11 protein-coding genes are annotated in these 14829 nt (G+C 57.9%); 3 read left to right on the top strand and 8 right to left on the bottom strand.

Features of this window, described 5'->3' with window-relative positions; all coding sequences use genetic code 11:
- Window positions 1–3: 3 nt before the first annotated feature.
- From ftsH to OZX74_RS02765, 6 genes are read right to left on the bottom strand one after another with little or no spacing between them, the layout of a single operon-like run.
- On the bottom strand, window positions 4–2142 hold the full coding sequence (gene ftsH / locus OZX74_RS02790; protein WP_277157034.1) for an ATP-dependent zinc metalloprotease FtsH: 2139 nt from the start codon (window positions 2140–2142) through the stop codon (window positions 4–6).
- Entirely contained in the window at window positions 2139–2702 is a 564-nt protein-coding gene (hpt, locus tag OZX74_RS02785) for a hypoxanthine phosphoribosyltransferase (protein ID WP_277157033.1), read from the bottom strand. The genes ftsH and hpt overlap by 4 nt, the downstream gene beginning before the upstream one ends.
- Complete coding sequence (gene tilS / locus OZX74_RS02780; RefSeq protein ID WP_277157032.1) at window positions 2677–3792, bottom strand: tRNA lysidine(34) synthetase TilS; 1116 nt, start codon at window positions 3790–3792, stop codon at window positions 2677–2679. Before tilS ends, hpt begins: the two co-directional genes overlap by 26 nt.
- Before the next feature lie 10 nt (window positions 3793–3802).
- On the bottom strand, window positions 3803–5281 hold the full coding sequence (locus OZX74_RS02775; protein ID WP_277157393.1) for a D-alanyl-D-alanine carboxypeptidase: 1479 nt from the start codon (window positions 5279–5281) through the stop codon (window positions 3803–3805).
- A gap of 34 nt (window positions 5282–5315) precedes the next feature.
- Entirely contained in the window at window positions 5316–6539 is a 1224-nt protein-coding gene (locus OZX74_RS02770) for a glycosyltransferase (RefSeq protein WP_277157031.1), read from the bottom strand.
- 1 nt (window position 6540) lies between these two features.
- The gene (locus tag OZX74_RS02765; protein ID WP_277157030.1) at window positions 6541–8145 is read right to left on the bottom strand and encodes an AI-2E family transporter; all 1605 of its coding nucleotides are present in this window, start codon (window positions 8143–8145) and stop codon (window positions 6541–6543) included.
- A 56-nt stretch (window positions 8146–8201) separates the two neighbouring features.
- Here OZX74_RS02765 and OZX74_RS02760 point away from each other — a divergent pair, with 56 nt between their 5' ends.
- The 3 genes from OZX74_RS02760 (at window position 8202) to OZX74_RS02750 (ending at window position 10922) form a co-directional block, all read left to right on the top strand.
- Window positions 8202–9098, top strand: a complete 897-nt coding sequence (locus tag OZX74_RS02760; protein ID WP_277157029.1) for a glycosyltransferase family A protein — start codon at window positions 8202–8204, stop codon at window positions 9096–9098.
- A 6-nt stretch (window positions 9099–9104) separates the two neighbouring features.
- Window positions 9105–9818 (top strand): MgtC/SapB family protein, encoded by a 714-nt coding sequence (locus OZX74_RS02755; RefSeq protein WP_277157028.1) that lies wholly within the window; start codon window positions 9105–9107, stop codon window positions 9816–9818.
- 132 nt (window positions 9819–9950) lie between these two features.
- Window positions 9951–10922, top strand: coding sequence for a polyprenyl synthetase family protein (locus OZX74_RS02750; protein ID WP_277157027.1), 972 nt, complete (start codon window positions 9951–9953; stop codon window positions 10920–10922).
- Between the two features lie 151 nt (window positions 10923–11073).
- On the opposite strand, the gene cydC is transcribed toward OZX74_RS02750, so the two are convergent.
- On the bottom strand, window positions 11074–12957 hold the full coding sequence (gene cydC / locus OZX74_RS02745) for a thiol reductant ABC exporter subunit CydC (protein WP_277157026.1): 1884 nt from the start codon (window positions 12955–12957) through the stop codon (window positions 11074–11076).
- A gap of 19 nt (window positions 12958–12976) precedes the next feature.
- Window positions 12977–14824, bottom strand: coding sequence for an ABC transporter ATP-binding protein/permease (locus OZX74_RS02740; RefSeq protein WP_277157025.1), 1848 nt, complete (start codon window positions 14822–14824; stop codon window positions 12977–12979).
- Window positions 14825–14829: the final 5 nt, after the last annotated feature.

Raw genomic sequence — 14829 nt, 5'->3', positions numbered from 1 at the left:
AGCTCACTCAGACTCTTCTGCCTTCATGCCCACGGAACGCTTAAGCGATTCGGGAATCGGCACCGGCGGGATATCGGAATCGGGGCGCGACGCGTCGGAAAGCCAAAGCCCGCGTTCCGGAGACATCTTCAGATTGGCGAAGATGACCTTCAGCTCCTTCTCGTTCAGGGTTTCCTTGACGAGCAGCTGACGCACCAGCTCATCGAGCACATCGCGGTTGGCGGTGATGATCTTCCATGCCTCGGTGTGTGCGGTCTCAAGCATGTCGTGCACTTCTTCGTCGATGATATCCTGCGTACGCTCGGAGTAATCGTGGATGAAGTTGTTGGCGGAATCCTCGCCGTGGTCGGCATCGCCCCATTTGACGGCTCCCAACTTGGAGGACAGTCCGAATTCGATGACCATCTTGCGGGCGATCTGCGTCGCCTTCTCGATGTCGTTGGAGGCGCCGGTGGTCGGGTCGTGGAAGACGATCTCCTCGGCGGTGCGTCCGCCCATGGCGTAGGCGATCTGGTCCAAGAGCTCGTTGCGGGACTGCGAATAGCGATCCTGGGTAGGCATGACGGCGGTATAGCCCAAAGCACGGCCTCGCGGCAGAATCGTCACCTTCGTGACCGGATCGGTATGGTGAAGAGCCGCGGCGACCAACGCGTGTCCACCTTCGTGGTAGGCAGTGTTGCGCATCTCATCCAAGGCCATGCCACGCGATTGGCGTTTCGGACCGGATTGGACGCGGTCGATGGCCTCGTCGATGGCACGATTGTCGATCAGCTGGGCTCCCACACGGGCGCACAGCAACGCCGCCTCATTCAAGACATTGGCCAGGTCGGCGCCGGTGAAGCCCGGAGTACGCACGGCCACGGTATGCAGGTCGACATCGGGGACGAACGGCTTGCCCTTGGCGTGTACCTTGAGAATTTCCTCGCGGCCTTCCAGATCCGGGGCTTCGACGGCCACCTGACGGTCGAAACGGCCGGGACGCAGCAACGCCTCGTCCAATACGTCCGGACGGTTGGTGGCGGCGATGATGATGAGGTTCGTGTCGTTGTCGAAACCGTCCATCTCGACCAGCAGCTGGTTCAGCGTCTGTTCGCGTTCGTCGTGTCCGCCGCTCATGCCCGATCCACGCTTGCGGCCGACGGCGTCGATCTCATCGATGAAGATGATGGCCGGCGCGTTCTTCTTGGCCTCGTCGAAGAGGTCACGCACACGCGAGGCACCGAGGCCGACGAACATCTCGACGAAGTCGGAACCCGCCATGGAGTAGAACGGCACGCCCGCCTCGCCTGCCACGGCTCGTGCCAGCAGGGTCTTGCCGGTTCCGGGAGGGCCATAGAGCAGCACGCCACGCGGAATGCGGGCGCCCAACGCCTTGTATTTTGAAGGATCCTTCAAAAAGTCCTTGATCTCTTCGACTTCGGCCACGGCCGCTTCCTCGCCGGCCACGTCGGAGAACTTGGTGGTCGGGGTCTTGCCGTCCAGAAGCTTGCCGTTATCCTTCTTGCCACCCATGCCGAGCATGCCGTTCATACCGCCGCTCATACGGCTGAACAGCCACCAGCACAGCAGCAGCAGAATCACGAACGGCAACAGGGTCGAAATCAGGTATGCCATCATCGAATCGGACTGCATGTTCGATGTCCAGCCGTTCTTCGGGTCGGCTTTCTTGACGGCCTTCAGCACCTCGGGACCTTCGGCCAAGGTGTAATAGAACTGGACGTCGCGTCCGTAATCATGGTTGGACCTGGTGTTCGGGTCGATCTTGTTGAAGTTCTGGTCGAGTTTGAGTTTGACCATCTGCTTGTTGTCGATGATCTGGATACGATTGGCACTTCCCTGCTGGATCAGCTCCATGCCGTCCTTGGTATCGATGGTCTGTGTGCCGTTGAGATTGAACAGCTCGAAACCGGCGAACACCAAAAGCACCAATACCACGATCCACAGCACCGGCGACTGCCAGAGCGGACGCTTGTCGTTGGGGTTCCGATCGCCCTTATTGTTGTTGCGGTTGTTGTTCTTGTTGCCGTTATCAGGATTGTTGCCCCTGTTGAAGGGGTTGAAAGGATTGTTGTTATTGTTGTTCGATCCGTTTGGGTTGCCCATCGGCCCCATGGGGTTGCGAGGATTCTGAGGATAGCTCATGCTGCTGCTCCTTGGTAGACAGACGGCTTCAGTACTGCGATGGAATCAAGGTTGCGGAAATGCTCGTTATAGTCAAGACCGAAACCGACGACGAATTCATCAGGTACTTCGTAACCCTTATACTTCAGCGGCACCTCGACCTCACGGCGGGATGGTTTCTCCAGCAGCGCAAACACCTCAACGCTCGCCGCTCCGCGCTCTTTGAGCTCGCGAACCAACCAATGAAGGGTAAAACCGGAATCGATGATGTCTTCGACGATCAGAATATTGCGTCCTTTGACGTCACAGGACAAATCCTGGCGAACGGTGATTTTCCCGCTGCTTTGGGTTCCTTCCCCGTAGGTGGACAGGCTCATGAAATCCATCTGCGCGTCGATGCTCAACGCCTGTGAGAACGCGGCCAGCGTGTTCACAGCACCTTTGAGCACGGCCACAAGCAAGAGGTCCTTGCCTGCGTAGTCTTTGCTCACTTGCGCTGCCACTTCTTTGATTTTGCGCTCGATCTGTGCTTTTGACACGAGTTCATGGTCAATTTCATCCTGTACATCCGCAATTTGCATAGATACCATTTTTACACACGCGAATGACGTGTTTCTGCCTATTGACTGAATATCCTCTGGGAAGTGAAAGATCGCCCTGTCCGTGCCAGTCGGTTATCAACGCCTCTATCGAGAGCACATGTCCTAAAGTCAACCCTATGTTCAGTTCGGCGAGAACGCGGGCGATGACACGGCGACGAATCGCGGGATGGGCATCGCCAAGCGGCTTGACAAGCATGATGGCTGTACCCTCGTCGCTGTTTCTACGTACAGCCTTGTGATACAAATCGTTAGTCGAAATGTCAAGAAAATCACTATCTTCACGAGCGATCACCGTCCCTTTGGCCAAATGACCGGAGACATCGCCGTCGAAAAAGTCCGAAAGATAAGGCATCAGGGTATGTCGCACGCGAGAGCGCAACGGATAGCTTGCCGGCAAGGGCCGGTCCACCGCGATACTGTCGCCATTGGTCGGATCGTCCCACCAAGGCAGGTTCAGTTCACGGCAGATAGCAGTGGTCTGGACGCGGGTAAGGCCAAGGAAGGGGCGGAGGAAGAGCATGCCGTCACGCCTGAACGCTGTCGGCATACCCGCCAACGCATCGACGCCGGCGGAACGGGTCAGCACATCCATCAGAACCGTCTCCGCCTGGTCATCGCGGGTGTGGGCCAGCAAAACCGCAGTGGCACCCACATCGCGTGCGGCTTTACCGATGGCCTCGTAGCGCGCCTGTCGCGCGGCGTCCTCGACACTTCTGCCGTTTTCGGTCCCTTTGACATCGATGACGCGCACGATGACTGGGTCCAGTCCCAGATCTTCGCACCGCGACGCCGCAACGTGCGCGACTTGGCCGGAACCGGCCTGAAGCTGGTGGTCGACGATGACGGCCGCACAATGGATTCCCAACATCCCGCAGACGATGTGGCTCATCGCCGCGAGCGCCATCGAGTCCCGCCCGCCCGAGCATGCCACCAGGATTGTCGGGGCATCGGCAAGAGCGGCATGCTCGCCGTGCTTGGCAAAGCGTGGGTCCTGCCGCTCGATTCCCGCTGCCGCAAGCGCGTTGCGAACGCAACCGATAGCCTTTTTTATCGTTGCCGAATATGCCAATTTTCGCCCCTTACAGCCCGGCCAACGCGGAGATGAAGGCGTCCACGGCTTTTCTGGCCGCCAGATAGTCCTGCGGTTGGTTGACGATGACCGCGAAGGCGAGCACCCCGCCGTTCTTGCGTGAAATATTGCCGGCCATGGAGGTGACCTGATCCAAGGAACCGGTTTTGACACGCATCAGCCCCGCAGCGCTCGAATCGGCAAGACGGTTCTTGGCAGTGCCCACCAAACCGGGGATGGACAATCCTTCGGCTGCCGCCGCTCCGGGACCGGCTTTCAGGTTGTGGCTCTGCACTTCGACCAGAGTTTTGACCTCCAGCGCGGAGCCTTCCGAGAGTCCAGAGCAATCGGCCATTTTGAGGTTCGGTGTGTCGACGCCGAGCTTGCGCAGTCTGGCCCTGACCGCCTGTGTCGCACCAACCGGGCTGTTGGCCTCGCCTGTTTTGAGCGCCAGAAGCCTGCCGAACTCTTCGATCAGAGTGTTGTCGGAATGACGCAGCGTGAAAGCCATCACCTCGGCCAGCGTCGCCGAAGAGACCGTTGCGATACGTTTGGCGTTTGCCGCGGCTTTTCCGGCGGCTGCATCGCCGTCCACGCCGATGCCTCGTTGGGCGAGCAGGGAGCCGAACACCGTCGCCGCATCATGCGCCGGCGTGGTGGACATTTCCGGGTAAGCGCTATAGAGATCCGGATCGTGTTCCACGCCTTTCCATTGCCGTCCTCCGTCGATGGCCAACGAGGAGATGCCGGTGAAATTGGTATTGCCGACGTTGTTGGAAGCGACGGCGGCCGGGGAACGAACGGCGCCGAAAAGCGTGTCGTCGTAGTTGAGGCGAACCTGGCTGATGTTCCTTTTCTTCAGCTGCGCCGCGGTGTTCTCGGCAAGGGTGGCAAGGCCGGCCCTGCCGTTGATATGGTTGGGATCGCTCGCCCCTGCGCCGAGCAGCATATCCCCGTCCGATTTGAGTGTCAGCGTCGCTTCCCCTGTGGCGCCGGCCGCAGGTTCGAGCAAGGCATTGGTATGGAAAGTCGAGCCCATATCAAGCGTCGAAGAAACAGCCAGGGCGGTCAGGGTCTTCATGGTCGAAGCCGGCTCACGGGGTGTGTCCGGAGCGCGTGAATCGACGATTTTGCCGTCGGCGTCGGCAATGGCAAGCGAAAAATCAGCTCCCAGACCGGGGGTTGCGGCAAAGGCGTTGACCACCGCCTCCGTCGCGTTTTTGTCGATCGGCTTGTCCATATCCGCCGAGTCCGCAACGGATCCGGCGGCGTGAATCGAACCCGCAAGGGCAGGCGTCGTTTTCCCTGCAGGAAGTATCGTCAGCGGACCGGGCATCATCCCGTTGATATCGGCCATGAAATAGCCTGCGGCAAGCAGCAGGGTCACCAATGTGGAGACGACGATGCGCCACGCACGATTGCGTGCCGCATGATTCACCTTGCGTGCGTGCGCCCCATGACCGCAATACGATGATCCCGCTGTATTCACTGTCAACCGCTCCCCTATGCCTCACAAAGTTGATCTAGCCTTTGTGCGCAATGGGCTTCCATTGCGCCTTCGAGAAAATGGCCTGGAAGGAAATCGGCACGTAGCTGGCCATGTAGATGGGGAAGCTCAGCACATAGGCCAGAAGCTCCTTGTTGGTGGCACCGATCTGGCCGCGTTCGGCAAACACCGTGAGCGCTGCCAGAAGCATCATGCCCAAGAGGCCCGTACCTGCGCCTGTCAGCCATCCGGACAACGAACCGAGTTGGCTTGACCATGGGACGAAACCGAATGCGGCGAAAAGCAAACCGAGCACCACGCGCAGGACGCTGAGCACCATAAACGGGCAGATCAGCATGGTGAAATCGACTGCTGAGAAATCGCGTTCGCGCACCGCACGCTTGATCAGCTGAGGACCGTAATAGCGGAACACCTGCAGGAAGCCTTTGCTCCAACGAAGCCTCTGCCGCCAGCTTTGCATAAACGAATCAGGCTGTTCGTCGTAGAGGATGGCGGTGCCGCAATAGCCGATGCGGTCGCCGTGCAGCACGGAATCCATCGTGAATTCGAGGTCTTCAGTCAACAGATGGAACTTCCAGCCGTTGTTGCGCTGCATCACCTCGCGCGAGAACATGAATCCGGTGCCGCCGACGTGGCAACTGGAGCCGAAAACCATACGGGAGTTGTTGAGGAACCGGGATTCACGGATGAACCACAACGCGGAACCGGAAGAGACCCAATTGTCGGAAAGGTTGGTGGAGTTGCGGTAGCTGGTCAGTATCTTGAAGCCTGATTGGAAGGCCTTGTTCATCTCCTCAAGATAGTGCTTGTCGAGCTTGTTGTCAGCGTCGAAAACGAAGAAAGCGTCATAGTCGTTGGCCACGCCCTTATCGATCATCGCATTGAGCAGATAGGTCAGCGCATATCCTTTCCCGACCTGTTGCAGATCATGGCGTTCGACGACCTTGCATCCCATCGAGCGCACCACATCGGCGGTTTTGTCGGTACAGTTGTCAGCGACCAGCCAGATATCGACAAGACGCGAGGGGTAGGTCTGCGCCCTGATGGAATCGATGAGATTCGGGATGACGTTTTCCTCGTTGCGTGCCGAAATCAGCACGGCATAACGCTTGTCCATCGGGGCTTCGGGAAACGTGATACGGTGATGGAACAATGAAGCGACAATGCAGATCGCTTGGTAGCCAAGACTCACAGCACCCAAAATAAACATCAGGATATCAAGGATATTAAGCAATACCATTTCAGCGCCACCTGCTTCTCGGGTTATCCGTCTTTTCTTCTTCCATGTTGCCTGTGACCACTCTACCCGAGGTAGCCCCCTTGCCTTTCGTCACAGGGTCCCCGCCTTTTGCATCGCGGGCGTCTTTGGCCGCCTCCTGCCGCAGCTCCTGAGTGTCGAAATCGCCGGAACCGTCCAAATCGCCGCCCTTGAGCGGCTTGCGTGTGGCGTTCCCAGAGCCGGAAAGCACCCCCTTGGGGATGGCGATGGTCTCGGACTCGTCGAGGTCGTGGCCGGTTGATCTGGCATTGGACTCGGCCGAGATGCGATAGACCTCGTCGCGCAGGTTGCGCAGGCTGTCGTCGACGGGAACACGTGCGCTCGAGCCTTTGGCGGCACGCGGCATATGCTCGGCGACCGGTTGCACCACATGCTCGTTGAACGCCTCGGCCCCGGCGACGACCTTGGATTTCTTGACCGGCTGCGGGTCGCTCATCAGCGGGGACTCCACCAGCTCGTAGCGCTTGGTATACACCTTGAACAGGGCCTGCAGGCTGGCGGTGATGGGCAGGGCGAGGAACGCGCCGAGCGCGCCGAACACCGCCCCCAGGACCAATACCGACAAGAAGGCGATGGCTGGATTCAGGTCCATCGTGCGCTGCGAGACCTTGGGAGAGATGATGAGGTTCTCGATCTGCTGGTAGATGATGATGAAAACGACCACGGCCACCCCGTAGAAGAAGCCGCGCGAGGACCAGGCGAAGATCACCGGCAGCGCGCCGCCGATATAGGTGCCGATGGTCGGCACGAACTGCGAGACGATGCCGCAGAACAGGGCCAACGGCAGCCAGTTGGGCACCTTGATGGCCATCAGGAATATCGAAGTGAAGAAGGCGTTGAACGCGGCGAGAATCGTACGTGAGAAAAGGAAACCGGAAATCTGGTCCTGCACGATGGTCCAAGCCAGCAGAAAGCGACGCTGCGCCACAGGGCCCAGCCACTGGCAAAGGCTCCTGCGCATCTTGGGGCCGGCGGCGGAGACATAATAGGTGACCATCACAATAGTCAGCACGTTGAGCAGTGCGCTGAACACACCCATGGTGGTGCTCAATGCCTGCCCGGCGAAATCGGTGACCCATGAGGTCTGCACATTCTTGGCGATCTCACTGCCCAAATTGGATATCTTCGGAAGCTTGAAATCGGTATATTGGGCCACAAGATGCTGCGCCTGTGCGTAGAGATCGGGAATGCCCCTGAGCATCGAGATCATCTGCACGACGAACATGTTGCCGAACAGCCCCAACAAGGCAAGCACGATAACGATAAGGCCCACCAGGCATACGGCTGCTGCGGCCCCTCGTTTCCATCCGTGACGCACGAGGCGGACGACCAAGGGTTCCATGGCGAGCGCCACAAAAACCGAAATGACGATGTCGAGGACGATGAACGCGACCTTGCTCCAGGACCTGAAGAGGAAGATACAGACGAACACCGCTATCGCGGTATACAGCAGGGCACGCCCCCACCAATCCGGAGGCCTGCGGGAATCACCCTTCTGCGGGAACACCGACGCAAAATCTATCTTCTGGCTTTCGGCACCGTCGGCCTTTTGTCCACGTTCTTTCATGATCTTCAATCCTACCCCGCCCCATGTGTAGACGACTGGGAATATCCTGTTATATTATGATAAGAATATCCATTGTGATACCTGCGTACAACGAACAGGACCGCATCGTCAACTGTCTGGCGAATGCGGTGTGTCAATCCGTTGCACCCTACGAAATCATTGTCGTTGACAATAAGTCAACCGATCGAACCTGCGAACTTGTGCAACGATTTATTGACCAACAGTCTAATCCATCGCTGATCAAATTGGTCCATCAGGATAACGAACAGGGGCTCGTCCCCACGCGCAATTTCGGTTTCTCCGTGGCGAGTGGCGACGTATACGGCCGCGTCGATGCGGACTGCATGCTCAAACCCGACTGGGTCAAGGTCGTCACCGACATCTTCGAGCGAGACCCCGACGCCATGGGCGCCACGGGCCCTGCGGTCTATTACGACATGCCTGCAGGGCGCCTTGGCCTGAAAGGCGACGACAAGGTACGCAAGATCACCTATCGCGCCGACAACGGCAAGGTGCTGCTGTTCGGTTCCAACATGGCGGTTCGAGCCAGCGCCTGGGAGAAAATCAAGGACAAGGTGTGCCGCGACAAACCCGATATCATGCACGAGGACATCGATATCTCCCTGCATCTGCTCGACCAGGGGCTGAAAACCGTCTACTGCGAAAAGATGATCACCGGGGTCAGCGCACGTCGTATGGATTCCTCCTTCTCCTCATTCCGCAAGTACATGCAGCGTTTCCAGAACACGTTCGACGCCCATCCGAACCATACGCGGGCGCACGATACCGAACGCACGCTGTACGTGCTCTATCCGGCGGTGCGCGTCTTCTATCCGGTCTACCAGAAATACCTCAATCACAGATGCGTCAATCCGGCTCGACGCATCTGGAGCCGCGAACAGCATAATATAAAAACAGGTCAAACGCCGACCTTGGCAGGAAAGGAAAAGTAGCGGGAAATGGAAGCACAGCTGGTGACGTGGGGATGGCAGGCCCTTTACCTTTTTGAGGCATTGGTTCTCTCTACCCTCATCGGTCTCGAACGTCAGGCCAGGCACAAGGATGCGGGCACACGCACGCACGCCTTGGTGGGAGTGGGTTCTGCACTGTTCGTCATCATCGGCAAATACGGGTTCATAGATGTGCTTGCCGCCAACGTACGTGTCGATCCCTCGCGCGTGGCCGCTCAGATCGTTTCCGGTATCGGCTTCATCGGTGCAGGCGTCGTCTTCACCCAGCGCTCGCACGTCCGCGGACTCACCACCGCAGCCTCCATCTGGATGACTGCCGCCATCGGTTCGGCTTGCGGGGCAGGCCTGTTCGTACCGGCGTTGGCCTGCACGGTCTTCTACTTCCTGGCCGTCACGCTGTTGCCGTTCATCACCAAGCTCATCGCCCCCGGCATTGGCAACGACGACATGCTGCGGCTGAAGTATCGAGACGGGCATGGCATCCTACGTTCAATCCTTTCAGTCTGTGCCCAGCACGGGGTTTCCGTCGAAGGCTTTTCGACCAGGAAATCCAAAGATCACGATGACGAGGAACCCGGCAGCCGAGGCCATGTTGTTTCCGCTGACCTTGAAGTACGCGGGCGCGACAGCAAAGAGCTTATCGGGGACTTGAGCGACATCGACGGAGTGATTTCTGTCACAAGAATTAATAATAACGATTGACATAATACAAATATCGGTCAAATTACCTGCCGAAAGGACGGCTTCAAACCTGTGAGCGTACCGAATATCGTCAGTCATGCTATATTAGGTACGTCGTCTGAGTACTGAAGACTTTCGAGAGGTCGGGTAGGCATGTCAAATCAACAGGAACTCCTGTTGCGCGATGATTTGAAGCGCGTGGTGCAAACGATGCACTCAGAAGAGGACAATGTCACTCCCTATCGGGAGGATTACCGCCACCTGCTCGACAACCATGGCAAAATGGTTCGCGCCTCACTGGTATTGCTTTTCTCTTATGTCGTTCAAAACGATGAACCTCATCACGTCAGCGATAGAGTAATCACCGGCGCTGCGGCCATCGAGATGCTGCATCTGGCCACCTTGGTGCACGATGACGTGCTTGACAACGCCTCGGTGCGACGCAACCAGCCGACGGTGCAAACGATACGTGGCAACAAGGCCGCGATTTATCTTGGCGACCTCATCCTTTCGCGCTATATGGAAATCATGTCCATCATCTCTCCGGACAAGGCCTTCATCTCCGAGCAGGCCCACACCGTCAACGAGATCGTATCCGGCGATTTGTTGCAGGAATGTGCGCGACACGACACCAGCACCACCAAGGAATACTATGAGCGGGCCATCGCCGGCAAAACAGCGGCGCTTTTCCGCCTGGCCGCACTCACCGGCATCAAACTGAGCGTCAGCGAGCCCTCGCAGCTGTCTCTGGACCAAGCCAAGACATTCGGTTTGCATTTGGGCATGGCTTTCCAGATTCTCGATGACGTAGAGGATTTCAACGTCGCGCACGACACCGGCAAGCCGAAGCTTGAAGACATCCGCGACGGCATCTACACACTGCCCGTCATCCTGGCGCTTGCGGACGATTCCTCGTTTGCGGATATCATCAAACTCGAGGATCCGCTGCAGGTGCTCGACTATTTCAAGGTCCACCCGCAGTTCATCAAAGGCGCCAAAGACGAGGCATTGCAGCATCTTGAAGCCGCCAAAGGCATCATCACCGACACCCGGTATCCGTCGATCAACGCAGGCACGGTCAAAGCCTTGGTCGCCGTCATCGACAAGTACATCAGGATACTCTGAGTTTTAGGCACTTTACGCCAGTATCGAACCGGTTATTCCGACATCGCATTGGCTTTCGCTTCAACTATATCGAAATCATTGACGGGTGGATGCTCAAGTTGAGCCATCCACCCGTCAATTCATATTACTGAAATTCAGTTTTTCATTATCCTCAGCGCACTGTTTCCAGCTCGCCGACGTCCATGCGGTAGAGCTCGCGGAAACGCTCGTTGGTGCGGTAGAGCTCGGTGGGGGCGCCCTGCATGGCGATTTTGCCGTTGTCGAGGAAGATGACCTTGTCGGACTGTTCCAGACCTTGCAGATGGTGGGTGACCCAGAGCATCGTGCGCTCGCCTGCTGCGGAGAAAATCATCGACATCAGCTCACGCTCGGTAACCGGGTCGAGGCCGATGGTAGGCTCATCCAGCAGGATCACCGGCGTATCCTTCAAGACGATACGTGCAAGTGCGATGCGCTGGCGCTGGCCGCCGGAGAATCGCTGGCCGGCTTCATTCACGGACGTGCCTATGCCATCGGGAAGAGCCGCGACCGTCTCATCAAGCTGCACGGCCTTGAGCGCCGCCCATACGTCCTCATCGGTGGCGTCGGGTGCGCCCAGACGCACGTTTTCGGCGATGGTGGAGTTGAAAAGGAACGCCTGCTGGTTCAGGTAGCCGAAGATGCGGGCACGCTCGTCCTGCAACGCCGCGACGGGAATGCCGTTGATGGTGATGCTGCCCTGTTGCGGGACCAGATCGCCCAGCAACAGCTGGAGAATCGTGGTTTTGCCTTCGCCGCTGGGGCCAAGCAGCGCCACCTTTTCACCTGCCTTGATATGCAGGGTGAAATCGTCAAGCAACGTCGGCTGGCCGGGGCCATAGGCGAAGGTGACATGGTCGAAATCGATCGCCTCGATCGGGCCGCTGAGCTTGCGCTGCTCGACCGGTTCCGCTTGACGAGACTCGACACGATCGGTCAGGTCGTTCAGGTGTTCGAGCGAATCGCTGTACAGCGGCACTTCGGCGGCGGCCTGGGCCACGTTGATGAAGCAGTCGACGAGCGGGAAGACCGCAAGCACGATGGAAGCGGACCAGTCGGCGACGGACTTGGAACCGGTCATCGTCATTGCCGCACCGACCATCAGGCCGATGGCGATGATGCCGAAAACAACCTGGATGGCGAAGTTGCGCCAGCGTTCGAAGGTCTTCTGCTGGTCCTTGCTCTCCTGGATGCGCCGGTACTCCTCGGCTCCGATGGAGACGAAATCCTTGTCCTTGTGGGTGATGACCCAGTCGCTCAGGCCGAGGTAGCTTTCGGTGACCTTGGTGTATTCCTGAGCCTGCTGCTGCTTCTCCAACGCGAAATGACCGGTCGAGAAACTCAGCGAAACCAACGGGATGAGGATCAGAACCAACGCCAGCATCAGGAAGAGCAACAGCGAGGAGACCCACGAGAAGACGCCCATGGCTATGGTGACGATAATCCAAAGGATATAGGCCACTACGGTCGGGAAGATGGTGCGCAGGTAGAAGTTCTCAAGGTGGTCGAGATCGTCCGCCAGAAGGCTCAGAACGCTACCTGTGCGCTCGTGCTCGTTGAGGAAGGCGGCGTCTTTGGAAAGTGTGCGGTAGAGCTGTACGCGCAGCTTGGAGATGACGTGAAGCACCCAGTCGTGGCTTTTGAGCTGTTCGACGTATTTGAAGACGGGCCTGCCGATGCCGAAGGCACGGGTCAGGACGATCGGTACATAGACCAGAAGGATGTTATAGGGCATGCGCGCCGAACGGTTGATGAGGTAACCGGCGGTGAACATCAGGGCCGCAGCGCAGACGAACGTCATGGACCCCAAGAAGAAGATCAGAGCGAGCTTGCGCTTGTTTTCCCTCAAGTACGGCCAGAACCAATGGTCGTTGTCCCAGATCTTGAGGTAGTCGCGTAGCGTGGTCTTTCCGCCTTGTGCCGCCGTGGCCGTAGCTGCAGGATGCGTGGCTGCTGTCGATGCGTCGATGTTGTTCATTTCGTTGCCGTTCTTGCTGCCGCTTTTTGATGGGTTCATACTTGATGCCGTAAGCTTCTCAGTCGAGGTATTGGCCAATCTGGTTGCCTCCCATCTCGCTGATGAGGCGGTCGAGGGGACCACCTGAGCCGATGAGTTCTTTTGGTGAGCCGGATTCGACCACCTTGCCCTTGTCGAGCACCAGCACCTGATCGACGTTGGCGAGCCAGTGCAGGCGGTGCGTGGCCAGGATGACCAAGTGGTTGTCCATAATCGGCAGCAAGGTCTTTTTCAAGTCATATTCGGTTTCGATATCGAGGTGTGCGGTGGGCTCGTCAAAAAGCAGGACCTCACGCGACTTGTCGAGCAGGACCCGGGCAAGCGCGATGCGCTGGGCCTGGCCACCGCTGATACCCCGGTTGCCTTCCCCGATCAAGGTGCCTAACCCATCGGCAAGTTCATCCAACCACTCGTCGAGCCCGGCTTCGTGCGCGGCCGCCCGGACGTCCTGCTCGCTGGCGTCGTTGACGTAGAAACGGATGTTGTCGGCGATCGATCCATTGAAGATATAAGGCGTCTGGGGAATATAGCTGATGTGGCGCTGCCAAGCCACGGCATTGAAGTTCTTGAGCGGCCTGCCGTCAAGTTCGATGGACCCTGCATGAGGGCTATTGAATCCGGCGAGCAGATTGACCAGTGTCGATTTGCCGGCACCGGATTTGCCGATGACGGCGATTTTGCCGTACCCCTTGAGGTCCATCGAAAGATGGTGCAACGCATCCGGCTGGACGTCTGCTTGGGTTTCAGAAGTGTCGGTTTCGGCTTGAGCCGGATTTGCGTCTTGATCGCTGTCGCCCTCACGCTGCTGTTCCACAGCGTTCATCGCGACATTGTGACTTGCCATGCTCTGGCCCTCGTCCTCGCCTTTCGGCTTGCTACCGGCAGGATAGGCAAAGTCGACATCTTCGAGTTTGAGTTCGCTGTCTGCCTTCCATCCGTCCCATTCGGTTTCGGTGTCTTGCGGCGTTTCCGGGCTGTCGATGAAGCTCATGATGTCGTGCAGAGCGTTCTTGCCGTCGAGCGTGGCGTGGTAGTTGTCGCCGAACTGGCGCACGGGCAGGAAATAGTCGGGAGCCATGATCAGCGCGAACATGGCCGGGAAAAGCGGCATGGTGCCGTTGACCAGCCTCAGACCAAGGAAAACCGCCATGATGGCGATGCCGAGCGTGGTGAACCAGTCAAGAGCGAAGGTCGAGGTCATGGCCACTTTGAGCACGTCGATGGTACGCTTGCGGAAGCGTTCGCTGACGCTGTAGATCTCGCCTTCGTATTCCTTGTCGACACCGAGCATCTTCAAGGTCGGCAGACCGAGGATGCTGTCGACGAATTTGGTGTTGAGAATATTGAATTGGTCATACTGTTTGTTGGAACGGTCGCGTGCGGCCAGTCCCAGAATGACCATGAAGAAAATAATCAGAGGATACATCAGCAGCAGAACCAGGCCACTGACCCAATCCTGCCACCAGACGGCAATCAGGATGACCAGCGAGATCAGCATCATGTCGGTCATCTTCGGCAGAAGAATCTCGATATAGTGTTCGACCTGATCGAGGCCGTCAATCAGCATCGTCACCGTTGAGCCGGTGCCGCGTGAGGCCAAAGCCGATGGCCCCAGCCTGAAGATCTTGTGTTGCAGCTGCGGACGAATCTGCCCGGCCACGTATTTGCCGTACTTGCTGGAAATGTGTTGCTTGGCCACATCACACAGATGACGCAGCGCATAGAAGGCAATGAATTCCAAAGACGGACCTATGAGGGTGGAAACCGCGTGGAGCTTCCATATCTCCACCAGCCCCCGAGCCAAACCATGGGCCTGCCCGACGATGGACAACGCCTGCACCAACGAAAGCAGGGCCAAAAGCCCCATACGTT

The sequence above is a fragment of the Bifidobacterium sp. ESL0798 genome (assembly GCF_029395415.1).
Lineage (GTDB): Bacteria > Actinomycetota > Actinomycetes > Actinomycetales > Bifidobacteriaceae > Bifidobacterium.
The sequence above is the reverse complement of the archived record's forward strand: the minus strand, read 5'-3'. Positions and strand labels throughout refer to the sequence as shown.